This is a genomic window from Pseudomonas sp. EA_65y_Pfl2_P74, assembly GCF_963970575.1.
GTDB classification, from domain to species: domain Bacteria; phylum Pseudomonadota; class Gammaproteobacteria; order Pseudomonadales; family Pseudomonadaceae; genus Aquipseudomonas; species Aquipseudomonas baetica_A.
On the sequence record NZ_CAXAOQ010000001.1, the window covers coordinates 207,590 to 227,306 of the forward strand.

General features: G+C 59.3%; 21 protein-coding genes. 11 read left to right on the top strand and 10 right to left on the bottom strand.

The window, feature by feature from the left end; all coding sequences use genetic code 11:
* The first annotated feature begins 114 nt into the window (after positions 1–114).
* The 6 genes from hisB to AACY18_RS00965 all read left to right on the top strand — a co-directional run bounded on the left by hisB (position 115) and on the right by AACY18_RS00965 (position 4,005).
* Complete coding sequence (gene hisB, locus AACY18_RS00940; protein WP_016772125.1) at positions 115–708, top strand: imidazoleglycerol-phosphate dehydratase HisB; 594 nt, start codon at positions 115–117, stop codon at positions 706–708.
* A complete protein-coding gene (hisH, locus tag AACY18_RS00945) occupies positions 708–1,346 on the top strand; it encodes an imidazole glycerol phosphate synthase subunit HisH (protein ID WP_025110934.1) in 639 nt (212 codons plus the stop codon). Before hisB ends, hisH begins: the two co-directional genes overlap by 1 nt.
* Positions 1,347–1,607, top strand: a complete 261-nt coding sequence (locus AACY18_RS00950; RefSeq protein ID WP_339433537.1) for a DUF2164 domain-containing protein — start codon at positions 1,347–1,349, stop codon at positions 1,605–1,607.
* A gap of 42 nt (positions 1,608–1,649) precedes the next feature.
* On the top strand, positions 1,650–2,387 hold the full coding sequence (gene hisA / locus AACY18_RS00955) for a 1-(5-phosphoribosyl)-5-[(5-phosphoribosylamino)methylideneamino]imidazole-4-carboxamide isomerase (RefSeq protein WP_339433536.1): 738 nt from the start codon (positions 1,650–1,652) through the stop codon (positions 2,385–2,387).
* Between the two features lie 9 nt (positions 2,388–2,396).
* Positions 2,397–3,167: an imidazole glycerol phosphate synthase subunit HisF gene (gene hisF, locus AACY18_RS00960; RefSeq protein ID WP_095058287.1), complete on the top strand. Its 771-nt coding sequence runs from the start codon at positions 2,397–2,399 to the stop codon at positions 3,165–3,167.
* A gap of 82 nt (positions 3,168–3,249) precedes the next feature.
* Complete coding sequence (locus AACY18_RS00965; protein ID WP_339433535.1) at positions 3,250–4,005, top strand: substrate-binding periplasmic protein; 756 nt, start codon at positions 3,250–3,252, stop codon at positions 4,003–4,005.
* Here the strand turns inward: AACY18_RS00965 and AACY18_RS00970 are convergent.
* From AACY18_RS00970 to gpmI, 5 genes are all read right to left on the bottom strand, one after another.
* The gene (locus AACY18_RS00970; protein ID WP_339463985.1) at positions 3,986–5,359 is read right to left on the bottom strand and encodes a Vps62-related protein; all 1,374 of its coding nucleotides are present in this window, start codon (positions 5,357–5,359) and stop codon (positions 3,986–3,988) included. The genes AACY18_RS00965 and AACY18_RS00970 overlap by 20 nt on opposite strands.
* A gap of 118 nt (positions 5,360–5,477) precedes the next feature.
* Positions 5,478–6,254 carry a divergent polysaccharide deacetylase family protein gene (locus tag AACY18_RS00975; RefSeq protein ID WP_339463986.1) on the bottom strand — a complete coding sequence of 259 codons (777 nt, stop codon included), beginning with the start codon at positions 6,252–6,254 and terminating at the stop codon, positions 5,478–5,480.
* Positions 6,255–6,256: 2 nt separating this feature from the next.
* Entirely contained in the window at positions 6,257–7,576 is a 1,320-nt protein-coding gene (locus AACY18_RS00980) for a S41 family peptidase (RefSeq protein WP_339433532.1), read from the bottom strand.
* 34 nt (positions 7,577–7,610) lie between these two features.
* Positions 7,611–8,897, bottom strand: coding sequence for a murein hydrolase activator EnvC family protein (locus AACY18_RS00985; RefSeq protein WP_339463987.1), 1,287 nt, complete (start codon positions 8,895–8,897; stop codon positions 7,611–7,613).
* A gap of 241 nt (positions 8,898–9,138) precedes the next feature.
* Positions 9,139–10,668 (bottom strand): 2,3-bisphosphoglycerate-independent phosphoglycerate mutase, encoded by a 1,530-nt coding sequence (gene gpmI, locus AACY18_RS00990; protein ID WP_339433530.1) that lies wholly within the window; start codon positions 10,666–10,668, stop codon positions 9,139–9,141.
* Between the two features lie 153 nt (positions 10,669–10,821).
* On the opposite strand from gpmI, the gene AACY18_RS00995 reads away from it, so the two are divergent.
* From AACY18_RS00995 to secB, 3 genes are read left to right on the top strand one after another with little or no spacing between them, the layout of a single operon-like run.
* Positions 10,822–11,235, top strand: a complete 414-nt coding sequence (locus AACY18_RS00995) for a rhodanese-like domain-containing protein (protein ID WP_339433529.1) — start codon at positions 10,822–10,824, stop codon at positions 11,233–11,235.
* A 1-nt stretch (position 11,236) separates the two neighbouring features.
* Entirely contained in the window at positions 11,237–11,491 is a 255-nt protein-coding gene (grxC, locus tag AACY18_RS01000; protein WP_339463989.1) for a glutaredoxin 3, read from the top strand.
* A 56-nt stretch (positions 11,492–11,547) separates the two neighbouring features.
* Positions 11,548–12,033: a protein-export chaperone SecB gene (gene secB, locus AACY18_RS01005; protein WP_339433527.1), complete on the top strand. Its 486-nt coding sequence runs from the start codon at positions 11,548–11,550 to the stop codon at positions 12,031–12,033.
* Between the two features lie 122 nt (positions 12,034–12,155).
* On the opposite strand, the gene AACY18_RS01010 is transcribed toward secB, so the two are convergent.
* On the bottom strand, positions 12,156–12,611 hold the full coding sequence (locus AACY18_RS01010) for a tRNA (cytidine(34)-2'-O)-methyltransferase (protein ID WP_339433526.1): 456 nt from the start codon (positions 12,609–12,611) through the stop codon (positions 12,156–12,158).
* On the opposite strand from AACY18_RS01010, the gene AACY18_RS01015 reads away from it, so the two are divergent.
* Both AACY18_RS01015 and AACY18_RS01020 read left to right on the top strand, forming a co-directional pair.
* On the top strand, positions 12,610–13,050 hold the full coding sequence (locus AACY18_RS01015) for a hypothetical protein (RefSeq protein ID WP_339433525.1): 441 nt from the start codon (positions 12,610–12,612) through the stop codon (positions 13,048–13,050). The two genes, AACY18_RS01010 and AACY18_RS01015, sit on opposite strands and share 2 nt — an antisense overlap.
* 403 nt (positions 13,051–13,453) lie before the next feature.
* Positions 13,454–15,277 (top strand): leucine-rich repeat domain-containing protein, encoded by a 1,824-nt coding sequence (locus tag AACY18_RS01020; protein ID WP_339463990.1) that lies wholly within the window; start codon positions 13,454–13,456, stop codon positions 15,275–15,277.
* Positions 15,278–15,756: 479 nt separating this feature from the next.
* Here AACY18_RS01020 and ntrC read toward each other — a convergent pair whose 3' ends face one another.
* From ntrC to AACY18_RS01040, 4 genes are all read right to left on the bottom strand, one after another.
* A complete protein-coding gene (gene ntrC / locus AACY18_RS01025) occupies positions 15,757–17,193 on the bottom strand; it encodes a nitrogen regulation protein NR(I) (protein WP_339432996.1) in 1,437 nt (478 codons plus the stop codon).
* Positions 17,190–18,275 (bottom strand): nitrogen regulation protein NR(II), encoded by a 1,086-nt coding sequence (gene glnL / locus AACY18_RS01030; protein ID WP_339432995.1) that lies wholly within the window; start codon positions 18,273–18,275, stop codon positions 17,190–17,192. The genes ntrC and glnL overlap by 4 nt, the downstream gene beginning before the upstream one ends.
* Positions 18,276–18,506: 231 nt before the next feature.
* Entirely contained in the window at positions 18,507–19,130 is a 624-nt protein-coding gene (locus AACY18_RS01035; protein ID WP_339463991.1) for a DUF4124 domain-containing protein, read from the bottom strand.
* On the bottom strand, positions 19,127–19,639 hold the full coding sequence (locus AACY18_RS01040; RefSeq protein WP_339432993.1) for a DUF4124 domain-containing protein: 513 nt from the start codon (positions 19,637–19,639) through the stop codon (positions 19,127–19,129). Before AACY18_RS01040 ends, AACY18_RS01035 begins: the two co-directional genes overlap by 4 nt.
* Positions 19,640–19,717 lie beyond the last annotated feature (78 nt).

Genomic DNA, 19,717 nt, shown 5'->3' on the forward strand with positions numbered 1-19,717 from the left:
CCCGCGACAGCCGGGGGTTCTATCCGTCAGCCATATTGCGTCTCGTGTTTCTGTTTCGGCCCCGCGCCCCTATAATGGCTGCCTTTTTCGCCCAATGATTTTGCGGAGCTGGTGATGGCCGAACGTAAGGCGTCTGTCGAGCGCGACACTCTGGAAACCCAGATCAAAGCCTCGATCAACCTTGATGGCACCGGAAAGGCCCGATTTGATATCGGTGTTCCTTTTCTTGAGCACATGCTGGATCAGATCGCCCGTCACGGGTTGATCGACCTGGATATCGAATGCAAGGGCGATCTGCATATCGACGACCACCATACGGTGGAAGACGTCGGTATCACCCTCGGCCAGGCCTTCGCCAAAGCCATCGGCGACAAAAAAGGCATCCGTCGTTACGGCCATGCCTACGTGCCGCTCGATGAAGCGCTGTCGCGTGTGGTGATCGACTTCTCCGGCCGTCCAGGCTTGCAGATGCATGTGCCATACACCCGCGCCACCGTCGGCGGCTTCGACGTTGACCTGTTTCAGGAGTTCTTCCAGGGTTTCGTCAATCACGCATTGGTCAGTGTGCACATCGACAACCTGCGTGGCACCAACACTCACCACCAGATCGAAACCGTGTTCAAGGCTTTCGGCCGCGCGCTGCGCATGGCCGTCGAGCTGGATGAACGCATGGCCGGGCAGATGCCATCGACCAAAGGCGTTCTGTAATGCAGACGGTTGCAGTGATCGATTACGGCATGGGTAACCTGCACTCGGTGGCCAAGGCCCTTGAGCACGTCGGTGCCGGCAAAGTGCTGATCACCAGCGATGCGGATGTGATCCGCGAAGCCGACCGCGTGGTGTTCCCCGGCGTCGGCGCGATTCGCGATTGCATGGCGGAGATCCGTCGTCTGGGGTTCGACTCGCTGGTGCGTGAAGTCAGTCAGGATCGTCCGTTCCTCGGTATCTGTGTCGGCATGCAAGCCTTGCTCGACACCAGCGAAGAGAACGACGGCGTCGACTGCATCGGCCTGTTTCCGGGGGCGGTGAAGTTCTTCGGCAAAGACCTGCACGAAGACGGCGAACACCTGAAAGTCCCGCACATGGGCTGGAACGAAGTGAAGCAGAAGGTCAGCCACCCGCTGTGGCATGACATTCCGGACATGGCGCGTTTCTACTTCGTGCACAGCTACTACATCGCCGCCGCCAATGCGCGGCAGGTGGTCGGTGGCGGTCATTACGGCGTTGATTTCGCTGCGGCGCTGGCCGATGGCTCGCGTTTCGCTGTGCAGTTCCACCCGGAGAAGAGCCATACCCATGGCCTGCAATTGCTGCAGAACTTCGCCGCGTGGGATGGTCGCTGGTAAATGGCCGTCAAGAAATCCAGGCCGCCGATCCTGACCCTCACTCCCGAGCAGGAGAGCGAGGCCAGTCACAAGATCAAGCGGTTCATGGAGGATCGTTTCGAACTTGACCTCGGGTCATTCGAAGCGGCGGAGATTCTTGAGCTGTTTACCCGCGAAATCGCTCCGCATTATTACAACAGGGCGATTTTCGATGTGCAGACCCACCTCAAAGAGCGGTTTGAAAGCATCGAAAGCGACCTGTGGGCGCTCGAGAAAAACTGATTTCCGAGCCAAGCTGAACATTCAAATTTGAAGGTTTGCCAGATGCTGATTATTCCCGCTATCGATCTTAAAGACGGTGCCTGCGTACGTCTGCGCCAGGGCCGCATGGAAGATTCCACAGTGTTCTCCGATGACCCGGTGAGCATGGCTGCCAAGTGGGTGGAGGGCGGTTGCCGTCGTCTGCATCTGGTCGATCTCAATGGCGCGTTCGAAGGCCAGCCAGTCAATGGCGAAGTGGTCACCGCCATCGCCAAGCGCTACCCGAACCTGCCGATCCAGATCGGTGGCGGCATCCGTTCGCTGGAAACCATCGAACACTACGTCAAGGCGGGCGTGAGCTACGTGATCATCGGCACCAAAGCCGTTAAAGATCCGGCGTTCGTCGCTCAAGCCTGCCGCGCGTTCCCGGGCAAGATCATCGTTGGTCTGGACGCCAAAGACGGTTTTGTTGCCACCGATGGCTGGGCTGAAATCAGCACCGTCCAGGTCATCGATCTGGCCAAGCAGTTTGAAGCCGACGGCGTGTCCTCGATCGTTTATACCGACATCGCCAAAGACGGCATGATGCAGGGCTGCAACGTACCGTTTACCGCTGCGCTGGCTGCCGCTACCAAGATCCCGGTGATCGCGTCCGGCGGCATTCACAATCTGGGTGACATCAAGTCGCTGCTCGACGCCAAGGCGCCAGGCATCATCGGCGCCATCACTGGCCGGGCGATCTACGAAGGCACCCTCGACGTCGCCCAAGCGCAAGCTTTCTGCGATTCGTACCAAGGCTGAGGACTGACCATGGCGCTGGCCAAACGCATCATCCCTTGCCTGGACGTGGACAACGGCCGGGTCGTCAAAGGTGTGAAGTTCGAAAACATCCGCGATGCCGGTGACCCGGTGGAAATTGCCCGTCGCTATGACGAGCAGGGTGCCGACGAGATTACCTTTCTCGACATCACCGCCAGCGTCGATGGTCGCGACACCACGCTGCATACCGTCGAACGCATGGCCAGCCAGGTGTTCATCCCGCTGACCGTCGGCGGTGGCGTGCGTACCGTGCAGGACATCCGCAACCTGCTCAACGCCGGTGCCGACAAGGTGTCGATCAACACCGCGGCGGTGTTCAACCCGGAGTTCGTCGGCGAAGCCGCGCAGCATTTCGGCTCGCAGTGCATCGTCGTCGCCATTGACGCCAAGAAGGTTTCTGGCCCGGGTGAAACCCCGCGCTGGGAGATCTTCACCCACGGCGGTCGCAAGCCGACCGGTCTCGACGCGGTCGAGTGGGCGAAGAAAATGGAAGGCCTGGGTGCCGGCGAGATCCTGCTGACCAGCATGGATCAGGACGGCATGAAAAACGGCTTTGACCTCGGCGTGACCCGTGCCATCAGCGATGCACTGGGTATTCCGGTGATCGCTTCCGGCGGCGTCGGCAACCTGCAGCATCTGGCCGACGGCATTATTGAAGGCCACGCCAGCGCGGTGCTGGCGGCGAGTATTTTCCACTTCGGCGAATACACCGTGCAGGAAGCCAAGGCGTATATGGCTCATCGCGCCATCGTGATGCGCTAAGCGCCAAAATCGGTACAGGCCAGTGGACACCATGGCGTACCCAAGGCACTCTTGGGCACGCCATGGATTCCGGTAGCCCGACATGATCAAACGCCTGCTTCTTGTTCTCGCCAGTGCCTCTGTGTTGTTGCTCAGCCCGGCCCGGGCCGAAACCAGTCCTGACACCGATCTGGTGCTTCTCACCGAAAACTTCCCGCCGTACAACATGGCGAAGAACGGCAAGAACTTCGCCCAGGGCGAGAACATCAACGGTATCGCTACCGATATCGTGCGCGAGATGTTCCAGCGTGCCGGCATTACTTACAGCCTGACCCTGCGCTTCCCTTGGGAGCGAGTGTACAAGCTGGCGCTGGAAAATCCCGGTTACGGTGCCTTCGTGATGGCGCGACTGCCGGATCGCGAGAGGCTCTTTAAGTGGGTCGGCCCGATCGGCCCTGACGACTGGATCCTGTTGGCCAAGGCTGACAGCAAGATCACCCTCGAAACGCTCAATGACGCACGCAAGTACAAGATCGGCGCCTATAAGGGCGATGCGATTGCCGAGACGCTGACCAAACAAGGCTTGAAGCCGGTGGTCGTACTGCGCGATCAGGACAACGCCAAGAAACTGGTCAGCGGCCAGATCGACCTGTGGGCAACGGGTGATCCTGCCGGGCGTTATCTGGCGCGGCAGGATGGTGTGAGCGGACTCAAGACCGTGCTGCGCTTCAACAGTGCGCAGTTGTATCTGGCATTGAACAAAGATGTCTCGGACGAAGTCGTTGCCAGGCTTCAGGCCGCACTGGACCAACTGCGCAAAGAAGGCGTGGTGGACGACATCATGGCGCGGTATCTGTAGCCGTCGGCAATTCTGGCTCGGGTAGCGGGGCGGCGGGTTCGTCGTCTGCTGCCAGAGTGTCCAGGGGCATTTGCGCTTCTGGTTCCTGTTCGGGAACGACAATGGGTTCAGGCATTTCAGGTACGTACTGGCTGATGTGCAAGCTGTTGCCATCGGTGTAACTGAAACCACTGGTCACAGGTGTACCGTCGGTACGCCGCAGCCTGTAATCGCTCTGAATCAGGTAAATCGCCACGGACTTTTGTTTGTCCACAACCGCTACAACGTCAATGGCGGCTGCGTTGAGCCATTCGTTCGAGTGTATTTCGCACTGGGTGAAATCATGGTTCAGCCTTGCCGAAAACAGGAACGGGTTGGGCAAGTTGGTTTGCCATTGAGCACCAAATTCGACAGAGGTGTTGTAGGTGAATGACCGCAGGCTTCCCGCTCGCTGCGCACGAGGCGCTACCCACCTGAACGTTCTGCTCTCGTTTTCGGCGTTGTGGGCATGGCCGACGAGCAAATACTGATCCGTGCGCTCCAGAAGATACAAAGGCGATCTGCTTAGCTGCTCGAGTGGCGACAGCAATGGGTCTTTTATCGTGAACCACGGAAGTTCGGCGATGTATGTAGGCTGATCCGGTGCCTCCGGCAGGGTCGGTACTTCCCCGCAAAGCAGCGGCGCCACAGGCTTCGGATTGACCTTGATCGGGATCTGCATGCGTAGCGAGTAGACGAGGAAATTCTCGGGTTTTGAGTAACCGGAAAATCCCACAAAGGTGCCGGGGGCCAGGTGGATTTCACCTGTTGCGGCGGTTGGCGGAACGGCATGCCAGGCGCTGATGCTTTGTCGTGCACCGCTCCCCTTGTCGTTCCATGCCAGTTCGCTGGTCGCTGACGCGATCACCAGGTCGGCGCGGACACAACGAACAGCGTTGAACGAAGGTTTTTCGTGATCGTTTGAACAGACCGAACCCAGCGCCACGTAGCCTTCGGGGGGGATCGGTCGCCAAATCGAGAGGTCTTTCTTCGATCTTGAACCTGCATCTTTCCAGATCAACTCGAAATCGTCGGGGCGGCGCAGTGCCTTGCCTTTGGTGGGGTCAGCGCTGGGTGTGTCAGCTTCGCGAGCCACAACCACCACTCTTTTTCCGTTGATGTTGCCATGGCCGGCAGCGGCGACATCGCCCAAGGGGAAATAGCCTGGCAGTAGATCGGGTGCCGGAGTGGGGTGCCAGAACGCGGCCGGTTTTGTACGCAAACCGGCGGTATCCCAGACACGGAGAAACTCCGTCGTGAAGTTGATCAGAAGGTTATCGATCTTTATGGAGTCAACCTGCCCCGCGGGCGAGGGGATTGGTTCGTGGGTCGTCATAGTCAATCCTGAAAGTAGAAAGGCGACTCAGCGGAGTCGCGACCTGTTGCAGGTCTCACTATCGGGAATTGGGTCAAGTGTCTGGCGGTAACTATGTATTGAGCAACGTATCAGGGTGTTACCGATAAATGCCGTCTTTGCCATGGCCGACCATGGCGCGGTTACTGCGCACACTGATCATCTGCTTGATGTCGATCCACTCGATGCCCTGAGCTGCGAGTTTGGGCAGCTCGCGCTCCAGCACAGCGAGGGTCTGTGGATAAGGGTGGCCGATCATGACGGCCGAGCCCTGCTTGCGGGCCAGGGTGATCGCAGTCTGCAACTGCGTGAAGATCGCCGCTTCAGTGCGTTCGTCATCGAGGAATACATCCCGCGAAACACTCGCCAGATCAATCTTCTGTGCTTGTTGTGCGGCCACTGTCTGCGCGCTGGTGCGACTGTCGACGAAGAATTTGTGCCGGCGCTGCAACTCGCCCATCAACCACGCCATCGCCGCCGGTTGGGACGTCATGCGGCTACCCATGTGGTTATTGATGCCGACCGCGTAAGGGACCTTTTTGAAGGCGGCGTTCAGGCGCTTCTCAAGCGCTTCGATAGGCAGTTCCGGAAGCCAGGCGTAGGGGCCGGTCGCCGGATCCATGGGCATGTGCAGGATAACGATCTTGCCGGCGCGATGGGCTTCGCGGGCAAACTCGGTGGCATGCGGCGTGTCGGGCATGATCGCCGTGGTCACCGGGCCGGGTAGCGCAAGCACACGGCGATCCCGAGGCAGGTTTTGCCCCAGATCGTCGATGATCAGTGTCAGGTAGGCTTTGTGAGGCGTGGAGCTGGCGGGTTCTGCTTGCACAGCACCCGCCAGACAGCACAACAGGACGAAGACGAAACGCAAAGACATCCTCAACGGCCGGACGTAATGCTCAGGCCTTTGAGCAGGCTCAGGGCCTGGGCCAACTGGTAATCGTCATCCTGCGGCATGGCCTTGGCCTTGGTGCCGGATTTGGTCGGTTTGTCGGCGCCGCCATTACCGTTGCTCAAGTGGCCTTGCAGATCGGCTTCCTTGAAGTAATCGCCATCCGCCTCATTGGTGATCTTCGCCTTGCGCACTTCGATGTCCGGGACGATGCCCTGAGCCTGGATCGAGCGGCCGTTCGGCGTGTAGTACAGGGCGGTGGTGATCTTCAGCGCGCGATCGTTGTTCAGCGGCAGCACGGTCTGTACCGAGCCTTTGCCGAAACTGGTGGTGCCCATGATCACGGCGCGTTTCTGATCCTGCAGGGCGCCGGCGACGATTTCCGAGGCCGAGGCGCTGCCACCGTTGATCAAAACGACCATCGGCACCGCTTCGCTTTCGTCCTTGCCAGTGGCGGAGAAGCGCAGTTCGGAGTTGGCGATCCGGCCTTTGGTGTAGACGATCAGGCCTTTGGTGATGAAGTGGTCGACCACTTCCACCGCCGCCTGCAGCACGCCACCGGGGTTGTTACGCAGGTCAAGAACGATGCCGCTGAGCTTCTTGCCATTGTCCTTGCGCATCTTGATCAGGGCCTTGGAAACCTCTTCGCCGGTCTTGACCTGGAATTGGGTGATGCGAATGTAGCCGTAGCCCGATTCCAGCAACTGTGCCTTGACGCTCTTCACTTGAATCACCGCGCGCGCCAGGGTCACATCGAACGGTGTCCCGCCGTCGCGCACCAGGGTCAGGGTGATTTTCTGGCCGATCTTGCCGCGCATCTTGTCCACGGCTTCGGTCATGGTCTGGCCGCGAGTCGGCTGGCCGTTGATCTTGACGATGAAGTCACCGGCCTTGATACCGGCCTTCGAGGCGGGCGTGTCGTCGATAGGCGAGACGACTTTGATGAAACCGTCTTCGGAACCGACTTCGATACCCAGACCGCCGAACTCGCCGCTGGTGCTTTCCTGCAATTCCGTAAAGTCTTCAGGACCCAGATAGGCGGAGTGCGGATCAAGATTGCTGAGCATGCCCTTGATGGCGTTTTCCAGCAGCGTCTTGTCGTCCACCGGCTCGACATAAGCAGCTTTGATCCGGTCCATGACCTCGGCAAAGGTGCGCAACTCTTCCAGCGGCAGCGGTGCCTTGGAGGTCGCGGCAGTGCCTGCCGGAGCGACGACCGGGGCCGGCTGAGCGGCGAACGCCAGAGGCGCGCCGATCACCAGGGCGATCGTCAGGGCCAGCGAGGTAAGACGGGACAAATGCAGCATGTCGAACGAACTCCTAAAGTTGGTGACTCAACGCCTATCCTTGCGCGCGGCACCATTGCGCCGGATCACTCGGGTGACCCTGCTGACGAATTGCGAAATACAGTGCGGGTGTGTCCTGGCCGCCACTGTTACCCACAGTGGAGATGGACTCACCGGCTTTTACCACGTCGCCGGCCGACTTGAGCAGCGTCTGGTTGTGACCGTAAAGACTCAGATACCCGTTGCCATGATCGAGGATCACCAGCAGCCCGGCACCGCGCAACCAGTCGGCGAACACCACGCGCCCGCCATGTACGGCATGCACCTGGCTGCCGGCGGAGGCGCTGATCATCACGCCGTCCCATTTGGTGCGGGCATCATCGCCACGGCTTTCACCGAAGCGCGCCAGTAGTCGACCATCAACCGGCCAAGGAAGTTTTCCCCGGGTTGCAGCAAAAGGGCCACCGAAGGTCTCGCCGCGGCTGGACACCAAAGGGCCGGAGGTTGATCTGGCGGGTTTGCGTGGGGCATCGCTGTTTTCAGCTTGCGCCTCACGCAAACGCTTTTTTTCCGCTTCCTGCTGGGCGATCAGCGCTTTTTGTCGCGCCTCTTCTGCCTCACGGGCCTGGCGGGCCAAGGTTTCTTCAATGGTTTTAAGGACTTTAGACAGGTCTGCCTGATCTTGCTCGCGAGCGGCGAGTTTCTGATCGCGTGCTTTCACGTCGTCGTTGAGTTTGGCGAGGACTTGCTGGCGCTCCTTGCGGACTTTTTCCAGCGCTTCGCGCTGGGTGTCCAGGCTGCTTTTCTGTACCAGCAACTGCGCTTGTTGCATGGCGATGTCTTTTTCGACACTGGCCAGTTGGCGCAGGGTTTCGTTGAAGTTCTTCAACTGCTCCAGGCGGGCCTGGCTCAGATAATCGTAATAGGTGAGGGTACGGGCGAATTTCTCGGGACTCTGCTGGTTGAGCAGCAGTTTGAGGTATTCCTGGCGACCGTTCTGGTAGGCCGCTCGGGCCTGGATCGCGATCAGTCGCTGCTGTTCAGTGCGCGCGCTCTGGAGTTTTTTTTTCTCCTCATCGAGCCGCTGCAGCTCGGATTCGCTCTTGCGCAGTTCCTTTTGCAGGGCATCGACCTGCTTCTGCAGCTTGCCCATCTCGGTTTCGGTGCCCTTGAGCTCTTTCTGCACGCCGGATTTTTCTTCCTGGAGCTTGCCCAGCAGCTTTTTCAGCTCGGCAATGTCCTGGCGCGTGGCGTCCAGTTGCTGTTGGGTTTGCGCGCGCTCGTCAGCGAAGGCCGTTTGGAGCAGGCATGTCAGAGCAAGGGCGATCAGGACGCGAAGCATAGGGGCGGGCGGTACCAGGGTAAGGGACGGCCTAGTATGCCCGCCCGACGCTGCAAAAAAAACGCCCAATTGGGGCTGTGTGATAACTGGAGCCGATTCGCTATTGAAAATAGCGCAAAACCAATGTGGGAGCGGGCTTGCCCGCGAATACGGTGTGTCGGCAACGTTGATGTTGACTGACACTGCGCATTCGCGAGCATGCCCGCTCCCACAGGGGTTTGCGGTGTTTTGTTGTTGAGGGTCAGACCAGAATCGAAGTACCGGTCATTTCAGCCGGTTTTTCCAGGCCCAGCAGTTTCAGCATGGTCGGCGCTACGTCCGCCAGCACGCCGCCTTCACGGACCTTGAGGTCGCGCTTGCCGACATAAATGAACGGCACCGGCTCGGTGGTGTGCGCGGTGTGTGCCTGGTGGGTTTCTTCGTCGGACATTTTTTCGCAGTTGCCGTGGTCGGCAGTGATCAATGCTTCGCCGCCGACCTTTTCCAGCGCTTCGACGATGCGCCCGACGCAGGTGTCCAGGCATTCAACTGCCTTCACCGCCGCGTCGAACACGCCGCTGTGGCCGACCATGTCGCCGTTGGCGTAGTTGACCACGATCACGTCGTAACGCTGGTTTTCGATGGCGTCGACGATGCGATCGGTGACTTGCGGCGCACTCATTTCCGGCTGCAGGTCATATGTGGCGACTTTCGGCGACGGAATCAGGATGCGCTCTTCGCCGGGAAACGGTTCTTCGCGACCGCCGGAGAAGAAGAAGGTCACGTGCGCGTATTTTTCGGTTTCAGCGATGCGCAGTTGGGTTTTACCGTTTTTCGCCAGGTAGTCGCCCAGCACGTTTTCCAGGCTGCCGGGAGCAAAAGCCGACGGTGCCGGGATGCTCGCGGCGTACTGGGTCAGCATCACGAAACCGGCCAGTTCGGGTTGGCGGGCGCGTTCGAATTCCTTGAAATCGTCTTCCACGAACACGCGGGTCAGCTCGCGGGCGCGGTCGGCACGGAAGTTCATGAATACCATCGCGTCGCCGTCTTCGACCTTCACCGGCTCGCCAATGGTGGTGGCTTTGACGAATTCGTCGCTCTCGCCGCGCGCATAAGCCGCTTCCAGGCCTTGTTGAGCGGTCGCGGCGTTGAATTCGCTGTGGCCGTCGACGATCAGGTTGTAGGCCTGGGATACACGATCCCAGCGGTTGTCACGGTCCATGGCGAAGTAGCGGCCGACGATGCTGGCGATGCGTCCCTTGCCGAGCGCTTTGAACGTCGCATCGAGCAGTTCGATCGACGAAGCGGCGCTTTTTGGCGGGGTGTCGCGGCCGTCGAGGAAGGCGTGCAGGTAGATTTTTTCGGCGCCGCGCTTGAAGGCCAGTTCGGCCATGGCGATCAGGTGATCCTGATGGCTGTGTACGCCGCCATCGGACAGCAGGCCCATGAAATGCACGGCTTTGCCGGCGGCCACGGCTTTATCCACAGCGGCGCAGAGGGTCGGGTTCTCGAAGAACTCGCCGTCGCGGATCGATTTGGTCACTCGGGTGAAGTCCTGATACACCACGCGACCGGCGCCGAGGTTCATGTGGCCGACTTCGGAGTTGCCCATCTGGCCGTCCGGCAGGCCGACGTCCATGCCGCTGCCCGAGATCAAACCGTTTGGCACGGTGGCCCACAGGTGATCGAGTACAGGCTTTTTCGCCGCATAAACGGCATTGGATTCGTGGCTGTCACTGTGACCGAAGCCGTCGAGAATCATCAGAACCAAAGGTTTAGGCGTGGTAGTCATGGAATCCACTCGTGGCTAATAAAGAAGGGGGAGATGGAAAAGGGAGTTGGAGTTTAAAGCGAAGTTCCGACGGCGTCACCGCCGGACGGGGTTTGGCCCACCATAGTGGCTGTGTATACTGGCCGACATTTTAACGCCCTGGAACCTCCTTCGATGGTTGCTCACCTGATTGAATTTGCCACTAACCACTACATTCTTGTCGGTATCTTCGTCGTACTGCTGGCTCTGCTGCTGGTGCACACGATGCAGGGCGGCGGTAAAAGCCTGAGCACCGGCGAGCTGACCGCGCTGGTTAATAAAGATGCAGGCGTGGTGGTGGACATCCGTCCGGCGAAAGATTACGCCGCTGGCCATATCGTTGGCGCGATCAACATTCCCCAGGACAAGCTGGTTGCTCGCATCGGCGAGCTGGAAAAACACAAGGCCAAAACCATCATTCTGGTCGACGCACTGGGCCAGACCGCTGGCACCCACGCTCGCGAGCTGATGAAATCCGGCTTCACCGCCGCCAAGCTGTCCGGCGGGATCTCCAGCTGGAAAGGCGACAACCTGCCGCTGGTGAAGTGATATGAGTGAAGTCATCGTCTACTCCAGCGATTACTGCCCTTACTGCTCGCGAGCCAAGTATCTGCTGGCGAACAAAGGTGTGGACTTCAAAGAGATCAAGGTCGATGGCAAGCCGCAGGTGCGCGCCGAAATGACCCATAAGGCCGGGCGCACGTCCGTGCCGCAGATCTGGATCGGCAGCAAGCACATTGGCGGTTGTGACGATTTGTATGCCCTGGAACGCGCGGGCAAGCTCGACGCGCTGCTCAAGGCCTGAACGGCTGCACCCACGTACAGCACTCCCTAAAGACCCAAGATCGATAAGGATCTGAGATGACTGACCAACAGAACACTGCAGCCAGCGAAGAAGAAACCGCACCGCAATTTTCCTTGCAGCGCATCTACGTACGCGACCTGTCATTCGAAGCCCCGAAAAGCCCGGCGATCTTCCGCCAGCAGTGGGATCCGAGCGTCGGTCTGGATCTGAACACTCGCCAGAAAGAGCTGGAAGGCGATTTTTTTGAAGTCGTGCTGACCCTGTCGGTGACCGTGAAAAACGGCGACGAAGTGGCCTTCATCGCTGAAGTGCAACAGGCCGGTATCTTCCTGATCAAGAACCTGGACCCGGCTTCGATGAGCCACACCCTGGGTGCGTTCTGCCCGAACATCCTGTTCCCGTACGCCCGTGAAACCCTGGACAGCCTGGTGACCCGTGGTTCGTTCCCGGCACTGATGCTGGCTCCGGTGAACTTCGACGCCCTGTACGCGCAAGAGCTGCAGCGCATGCAGGAAAGCGGCGAGGCCCCGACCGTTCAGTAAACGGTTAAGCAACACCCTTGTGGGAGCGGGCTTGCTCGCGAAAGCGGTGTGTCAGGCGACATTGATGTCAGCTGATACGGCCCCTTCGCGAGCAAGCCCGCTCCCACATTTGTTTTGCGGTGTTATTTGAAACCGTTCTGGCGCCAGGCTTCGTACACGGCCACTGCCACGGTGTTGGACAGGTTCAGGCTGCGGCAGCCTTCGCGCATAGGCAGGCGCAGGCGTTGTTCGGTGGGCAGGGCGTCGAGTACCTCTGGCGGCAGGCCACGGCTTTCCGGGCCGAAGATGAACGCATCGCCCGGGACGAACGCGGCATCATGGAATGGCCGCGAACCCTTGGTGGTGAACGCGAACAAGCGTGGATTGCCCAGGCTCTCCAGGCAACTGGCAAGGTCGGCGTGACGTTGCAGCGTGGCATATTCGTGGTAGTCGAGACCGGCCCGGCGCAAGCGCTTGTCGTCCATCTCGAAGCCCAGCGGTTCGATCAAATGCAGGTGGCAGCCGCTGTTGGCGCACAGCCTGATAACGTTGCCGGTATTCGGCGGAATTTCTGGTTGAAAAAGGATGACGTGAAACATGCACGGCTCCGAAGGTAAAGATGACGCGCATTCTACGCCGCAAGCGGACCCGCGTTCGAAACTATTCCCGCGGGTGATCGGTTCGCTGGCGATTGTCGGTTTGATGATCGGTTTGATGATCGGTCGCCTGACCACGCCGGATCCGAGCGTGCTGCAGCAGGTTGACGTCACCGACGATGGCCTGGTGGTGTGGTTCAACAACGAGCCCAAGTTGCACGGCGAGATCGTCGATGGTGCGGTGGCGTTGTTGTTTCAGGCCGAAGGCCGCGCGCAGAAAGGTCAGCTCAAGCTCAATGGCAAAGATGTGAATTGGCGTACGCGAGCAAGTGACGGTGGGCTGCTGCTGACAGTACTGGCGGCGCGGCCGCTGCAAGCAGAATGGGCCGGCAGCAAGTTCGATGACCGCTGGCGGCTGGAGATTCGACTGCACGCGAACTGAGCCGAGGCTTACCGTCCTGCTGGTTCACTCCCACGCTGATTGATGCCGTTTCCTACCACACAAGTCTGCCTTTCCGCTCTTCTTCATCGCTAGTGCGCGCTATCGTGCGCTTCTCTTTCAAACCGGCAGGATGCCGGAACCTTCGTCCCTTGAGCGAATGCCAAGGGCGAGTTCTTCAAGGATGAAAAACATGCCAGTAAAACCACCTCGCGGTGGCAGTACCCACGTGGATGTTCCAGGTAGCTCGAGCCGATCGGTTCAGGCGGACACTTTGCTCCCCGGCCCATCGGGCCGCCGAGGCGCCAATTCGGGTATTTCTCTCGATAATCCTCATCCGCGAGCCGGCTCTTCCGGGGATGCAAGCGTTGATGCCATCCGCCCGGCGCCGGCCGTCGTTGTACACATGGCTCCCGATGACATCCGTCCTCCGGCAGCCGCGCCGCTGCTGGAGAATTACGTGATCAACGCAGGCGTAATGCTTCCGGGTGCCGACAGTAGAGGCATCAGGGTTTTTAACAAGCAAACTTACGTCGATCTGTCAGAGGGCGGCACTGTTCTTGTCGCAATGGATCTGGTCGAGGCAACGGTTCGTGCCCGGTTATCCCGTGAACGGTATGCCTCGGGACCGGAGTTGGTGCGCGACAATGACAGCGGCCTCTGGCATGCGCGCGAGGTGGTTGACTCGACCCTTCGAGCGCAAGTCAAACAATACCTTGCGCAACTGTCTGATCGACAGGCGGATGACTTTGTATCCCGGTTTGGTGACAAGGAGACGGTAGAGGCGGAACTCAAGCGTATTCAATCGGGTTTGCCGCAACTGGAGCGTGAATTAAGCGTCTGGACGGATGCGCTCAAGGATTCTCCCGGCGCTGAGCGCGCTAGTCGACTGTTAATGAGTAGCAAGCTGATTCAACTGTATAAGTGGCAAGGCGACTCTCTCGACCCTTGGGGGCGAGTCTATCGCGGTGGGCGAATGGTGGGCTTCAAGGCGTATATCGATCTGAGTGCATGGCCAATGCAAATGACTCCAGTTTTTTCCACACCGATCAATTCCGTTGTTTCTCTTACTCTGAGAGGTCCTTCGCCGCTGGTCGTTAAGGATTTCTTTGCAGCGTTTCCCAACGTTGAAGTGCTGCGTGCGTCAGGCCAGATGAATGGACTACCTGACGGCGTCGGGATGCTCAAGGCATTGCGAGTCGCTGATCTGAGTGACCCATGGGGCCACATAGCGCCAGCCGATATCGAACAGTTGAAAAAGTTGCCACGCTTGCAGGAGCTGAACCTGGAAGGTCAAACCGTCGGGTACGGTTTTTCGGTGCGCGGTATGGCGCAACTGCGCGTGTTGAAACTAGGTAACACAGGGCTTTTAGACCTGCCCGGCGGACTGAGTGAACTGGCCGTGCGGTCACGGTTAGAGGTACTGGACCTTCAACGAAATCCCTATATACGCAATGCTCCTGACGTTACCGGGATGTCCGAGCTGCGGATATTGGATTTGACGCACACCGGAATCAACCAGTTGCCTGTCGGGCTCGGCGCCGAGAATGGCCCCAAAGGGTTGCAAGTGCTGAAACTTGGCGAGAACGCGCTGCTTGAAACGCCTTCGCTGGAAGGAATGAGCAAGTTGCAGGAGCTCGATCTTTCCAACACCGATATCGACACGTTTCCGGAAGGCATTACGTCTGAAATTCCCCGTACAGTTTTGAATCTCGCGAATAATCGAATCAGATCGATTCCCGAGTCCGTGGAGCTTAGAGCAGGCTTCAATTTAACCGGTAATCCTGTCTCCGACCCGGCGTCCCTGAGGCGATTGATATTCGCCCGTCGGCAAACGGGCACCGATATCTGGTTGGGAGTAGAGAGCGTCGATACGTCGGCGGATCTCTGGCTGCGGCATGTACCGCAAGCGCAAGTGCCAGAGAAGCTGGCGCTTTGGGACAGGTTGAATACCATTTCTGAAAACAACCTGTTCAAACGGATTCGAAATCTGAGCCGTACGCCTGAATTCTTCGTCGAGCGTCAGCTGTTAGAGCGCCGGGTCTGGGCGTTCCTTGAACATTTCGAAAAGGCAGGCGCTGTCGAAAAGTCGCGCTTGAGAAGCATCGCAAAGGAGGAGGTCAGTCCCGGACAGATGCTGGACAGGCTGGAAGAGGAGTTAAAGGCGTTTGATCCTGGGCGGCAGAACCACCCCTTGCATCATTTACCCAAGCGTCCGAGGGTCAATTGACCCCGAAACCGGGCCAGCGGTGTAAAAGCGGGAATCCCTGACCTGCCTGTATCAGGGTTCCCAAAAAGGTGGACTTCGCTGTTGGCGTCGGTCCGCTGTAAAGAGGGAACCCCCGGCCTGCCTGTACCAAGGATCCCAAAAGGGTAGGCGCATCCGTTGTGGTATGAGCCCGGTGTAAAGAGGGGAATCCCCGGCCTGCCTGTACCAAGGTCCCCGAAACGGGTGGTGAATCGAATCACCTGTAAGCGATATTGCAGGGGGCGTGCCAGTTTTCAGTATTCGGAAACAGAAAAAGTCCCCAGAAGCATGAAAGCCCCGTAATTCGGGGCTTTCATGCTTCTGCAGCTTGGGTTTTTCAGCTTTTTCTGGGTGTTTTTTGAACAGGTTGCGATGCCCGATCACGGGTCCAAGTGCATTAGGTTGGTGCATGGAGGGCTAAATGTGGGAGCAAGCCCACTCCCACATTGGGTCGTGGCTGATCAGCCTTCGTCTCCCTCATCATCATCCCCACCATCGACCTTCATCCCCAGTTCCTTGATCTTGCGCGTCAGGGTATTACGCCCCCAACCCAGCAACACCGCGGCATCACGACGACGCCCGGCGGTATGTTTCAACGCCGTCTCGATCATGATCCGCTCAAATGCCGGCACCGCGCTGTCGAGCAGGTTCGACTGGCCACGCGCCAACGCCTGATCGGCCCACTGACGCAGGGCTTGCTCCCAGTTGGTCACCGGCGCCGAATCCTGTGGCAAGTTCAGCAGTTCCGGTGGCAGGTCGCTGATGTGCACCTCACGCCCGGACGCCATGACAGTGATCCAGCGGCAGGTGTTTTCCAGCTGACGCACGTTGCCGCCCCACGGCAGGTTTTTCAGGTATTGCTCGGTCTCGCTTTTCAGCAGTTTCGGCTCGACCGCCAGCTCCTGTGCCGCGCGGCTGAGGAAGTGCTTGGCCAGGGTCGGGATGTCTTCGCGACGGTCCGACAGACGCGGGATGTGGATGCGGATCACGTTAAGGCGGTGGAACAAGTCCTCACGGAATTTTCCGGCGTGGACCAGGGTTTCCAGGTTCTGGTGGGTCGCGGCGATGATGCGTACGTCGACTTTGACTGGCACATGCCCGCCAACGCGATAGAACTCGCCGTCGGCCAAAACGCGCAGCAGGCGCGTCTGGGTGTCGGCCGGCATGTCGCCGATTTCATCAAGGAACAGCGTGCCGCCGTCGGCCTGTTCGAAACGACCGCGTCGCAGGTTGGCCGCGCCGGTGAACGCACCCTTCTCGTGACCGAACAGTTCGGACTCCATCAGATCCTTGGGAATCGCCGCCATGTTCAGCGCGATAAACGGCGAGGTCGCGCGCGGGCTGTGACGGTGCAGGGCGTGGGCCACCAGTTCTTTACCGGTGCCGGATTCGCCGTTGATCAGCACGGTGATGTTGGAGTGGCTCAAGCGGCCGATGGCGCGAAACACTTCCTGCATCGCCGGCGCTTCGCCGATGATTTCCGGGGTGCGGGTCAGCGAAGGAACGACTTCAAGGCCTTGTTGTTCCTGCGCATGCTGATTGGCGCGTTTGACCAGCGATACGGCTTCATCGACGTCGAACGGCTTTGGCAAGTATTCGAACGCGCCGCCCTGATAGGAGGCAACGGCGCTGTCCAGATCGGAGTGAGCGGTCATGATGATGACCGGCAACCGTGGGTGCTGCTCGCGAATCCGCGCCAGCAGATCAAGGCCGCTGGCACCCGGCATGCGGATGTCGGAAATGATCACGTCCGGCTGCTGACGGGCCAGACGACTCATCACGCCGTCGGCGCTGTCGAAACTCTGGGTGGTCATGCCTTCTTGCTGCAGGGCCTTTTCCAGAACCCAACGGATAGAACGGTCGTCATCGACGATCCACACGGTTTCACTACGGCTCATGTCGATGTGGCTCCTTGTTCCAGTGGCAGAAAGATCGAGAACGTGGTGTGGCCTGGATGGCTTTCACACTCGATCAGGCCCTGGTGCTGGCTGATGATGTTCTGGGTAATGGCCAGGCCCAGCCCGGTACCGTCCGGGCGGCCGCTGACCATGGGAAAGAAAATGGTTTCCTGGAGTTCCGCCGCAATGCCCGGGCCGTTATCGATGATCTCGATCTTGGTCACCAGGCGATGGCGGATATGGCCGATGGTGAACTGGCGCATGGCACGGGTGCGCAGGCTGATGCGGCCCAGGCGCAACTCGTTCTGGCTGCTGATCGCCTGCATCGCGTTGCGGACGATGTTCAGCACCGCCTGAATCATTTGTTCGCGGTCGATCAACACGTCCGGAATGCTTGGGTCATAGTCGCGCACCAACGTGATGCAGCCCTGACTTTCGGCTTCAACCAGATGCCCGACGCGCTCCAGGACTTCGTGGACGTTGCACATGGCCAGCGACGGCAGCTTGTTGGAGCCGAGCATGCGGTCGACCAGATTGCGCAGGCGATCGGCCTCTTCAATGATCACATTGGTGTAATCGCGCAGACTGTCTTCCGGCAGCTCGCGCGCCAGCAATTGCGCTGCGCCACGGATGCCGCCCAGAGGGTTCTTGATCTCGTGGGCGAGGCCGCGCACCAGCATCTTGCTGGTTTCCTGCTTGGAAATTTGCGCCTCTTCCTTGGTGATCCGCAGCAAGCGATCACGCGGGTGGACTTCCAGCAGCAGCAGGGTTGCGCCGTTACTGAGGATGGGCGTCACCGCATAATCCACGGTCAAGGTCTGACCGGTGAGGGCGGTGAGCATCGCTTCGCGTTTGGTGAACGGGTGCGCTTGTTCGACCGCCTGGCGCAACGAATTGAGCGCCTCGGTGGATTCGGTGAACAGCTCGCTGATGAACTGGCCATGGCTGCGCTGCCCGCTGATGGCCAGCAGCATCTCCGCGGCCGGGTTCATGTACTCAAGGCGCAATTGGGCATTGAGCAGAATGGTGGCGGTGGTCAGGTTGTCGAGCAGCAAGCGTGGGATTGCGTCGCTAATAGTCATCAAGGCCTCTTTTGGGGGCGGAGCGTGCGCAAGAAACAAGCGTGTTTGGATGGAAAATGCAAAAACCAAACCAAGGCTCCGAAAAGAAGCGTTCAGCCCCTGAAACGGGCGTTTGACGCTCGTTTGCGTGGCGCTTTGCCAGCTCTTGCGGGTACTTTCGAACCAAAATGGGTTGGAAAGTGGGAAGTGTGCAGTTTTTTGCACCAATATAGTGCGCAAAGCACAATGGCGTTAGAAGAAACGCAGGAAGGGGTTTTTCGGCTCTTCAGGTTTGTCTTTCAGCGGACATTCCGGGCGCACACCGTAATCGTCTTTTGTGCAGGGTTTGACCTGGCGTTTCTGTGCCAGCGAAATGCGCAGCATGTGGAAAGGCTGGTTGGCGGTGCGCTCGACGGTGCGGCCCGCGGCATCCAGGATTTCCACCGACAGGTTGTGGCTGCCCCGGTCGATGTTGCTTAGCGGAAAAACCGGGCTGACGCCGGGCTCGCCGGCGGCCTGACCATCCAGCAACAGGCGATATCGATCGCCGGCATGCAGGCCTGGCTCGTTGGTGACACTGACGATCAATTCGCCGGCGCTGCTGCGGATGGTTGCGTCAGGCTCGGGCACCAGAATACGCAGCATGTCGTAATGAAATGGCGGTTGCTCCGGGGGCTTTTTCGCGGGGGTGATCGGTGCTGCGCCGGTCGGATTGGCGGGCATGCGATTGCTGGTCGCCAATGGAACCTTCCTGGCGTTCCCGCGTGGCTGGTCGGTGTAGACGCGATTGCCTTGGCCATCGACGTAGGTGAACACCTCCGCCGTGGCTTGCAGTGCCGTCAGTGCCAACACAACGATCAGCCATGCGCGGATCATGGCGTGTGCACCCGCTGCACGGTGAAGGTCACTGGAGGGCTCTGCTGAATGATCGTCTGACCATCGATCACCTGCACCGCGAGTCGATGCTCGCCACGATTGATGTTCACCAGTTGCAGGATGGGTACGTTGCTGGGCTGGCCGTAAGGCTCGTCGTCCAGGACCAGCCTGAATTGGTGCGGCGGCTGCAGGCGCGGCTTGATCAACACATTGACGGTGAAGGTGCCGTTGTTGGCGCGCAGGGCTTCTTCGGTGGGCAGGCCGGCGAGTTCGAGAATGTCATAGGCATTGCGCGACGGCTTCGGGTTGTCGGTAGTGGGCGCGGCGGGTGCGCTCGGTGACGGAGGCTCGACTGTGTTGAGCGGCGGCAGGTCAACCGGCTGTGCCTTGACGCCGTCCGGCGAATGATCGCTGTACACCGTGTTGCCGTTGGCATCGGTGTACTTGTAGATCTGCGCGGCGGCGGGAACGGCGATCAGCAGCAGGATGGAGAGAAAGAAGCGACCCATGAAATCGACCGGGAATGAACGCGATGGGTTGCAGCATAGGCCAGGTGCTGCGGTAGGCCCAACCCTGGACATATCCAG

Excerpts from the sequence above, each read along its gene's own strand:
- hisB (WP_016772125.1), top strand. The coding sequence starts at position 115 with ATGGCCGAACGTAAGGCGTCTGTCGAGCGCGACACTCTGGAAACCCAG.
- hisH (WP_025110934.1), top strand. The coding sequence starts at position 708 with ATGCAGACGGTTGCAGTGATCGATTACGGCATGGGTAACCTGCACTCG.
- AACY18_RS00950 (WP_339433537.1), top strand. The coding sequence starts at position 1,347 with ATGGCCGTCAAGAAATCCAGGCCGCCGATCCTGACCCTCACTCCCGAG.
- hisA (WP_339433536.1), top strand. The coding sequence starts at position 1,650 with ATGCTGATTATTCCCGCTATCGATCTTAAAGACGGTGCCTGCGTACGT.
- hisF (WP_095058287.1), top strand. The coding sequence starts at position 2,397 with ATGGCGCTGGCCAAACGCATCATCCCTTGCCTGGACGTGGACAACGGC.
- AACY18_RS00965 (WP_339433535.1), top strand. The coding sequence starts at position 3,250 with ATGATCAAACGCCTGCTTCTTGTTCTCGCCAGTGCCTCTGTGTTGTTG.
- AACY18_RS00970 (WP_339463985.1), bottom strand. The coding sequence starts at position 5,359 with ATGACGACCCACGAACCAATCCCCTCGCCCGCGGGGCAGGTTGACTCC.
- AACY18_RS00975 (WP_339463986.1), bottom strand. The coding sequence starts at position 6,254 with ATGTCTTTGCGTTTCGTCTTCGTCCTGTTGTGCTGTCTGGCGGGTGCT.
- AACY18_RS00980 (WP_339433532.1), bottom strand. The coding sequence starts at position 7,576 with ATGCTGCATTTGTCCCGTCTTACCTCGCTGGCCCTGACGATCGCCCTG.
- AACY18_RS00985 (WP_339463987.1), bottom strand. The coding sequence starts at position 8,897 with ATGCTTCGCGTCCTGATCGCCCTTGCTCTGACATGCCTGCTCCAAACG.
- gpmI (WP_339433530.1), bottom strand. The coding sequence starts at position 10,668 with ATGACTACCACGCCTAAACCTTTGGTTCTGATGATTCTCGACGGCTTC.
- AACY18_RS00995 (WP_339433529.1), top strand. The coding sequence starts at position 10,822 with ATGGTTGCTCACCTGATTGAATTTGCCACTAACCACTACATTCTTGTC.
- grxC (WP_339463989.1), top strand. The coding sequence starts at position 11,237 with ATGAGTGAAGTCATCGTCTACTCCAGCGATTACTGCCCTTACTGCTCG.
- secB (WP_339433527.1), top strand. The coding sequence starts at position 11,548 with ATGACTGACCAACAGAACACTGCAGCCAGCGAAGAAGAAACCGCACCG.
- AACY18_RS01015 (WP_339433525.1), top strand. The coding sequence starts at position 12,610 with ATGCACGGCTCCGAAGGTAAAGATGACGCGCATTCTACGCCGCAAGCG.
- AACY18_RS01010 (WP_339433526.1), bottom strand. The coding sequence starts at position 12,611 with ATGTTTCACGTCATCCTTTTTCAACCAGAAATTCCGCCGAATACCGGC.
- AACY18_RS01020 (WP_339463990.1), top strand. The coding sequence starts at position 13,454 with ATGGCTCCCGATGACATCCGTCCTCCGGCAGCCGCGCCGCTGCTGGAG.
- ntrC (WP_339432996.1), bottom strand. The coding sequence starts at position 17,193 with ATGAGCCGTAGTGAAACCGTGTGGATCGTCGATGACGACCGTTCTATC.
- glnL (WP_339432995.1), bottom strand. The coding sequence starts at position 18,275 with ATGACTATTAGCGACGCAATCCCACGCTTGCTGCTCGACAACCTGACC.
- AACY18_RS01035 (WP_339463991.1), bottom strand. The coding sequence starts at position 19,130 with ATGATCCGCGCATGGCTGATCGTTGTGTTGGCACTGACGGCACTGCAA.
- AACY18_RS01040 (WP_339432993.1), bottom strand. The coding sequence starts at position 19,639 with ATGGGTCGCTTCTTTCTCTCCATCCTGCTGCTGATCGCCGTTCCCGCC.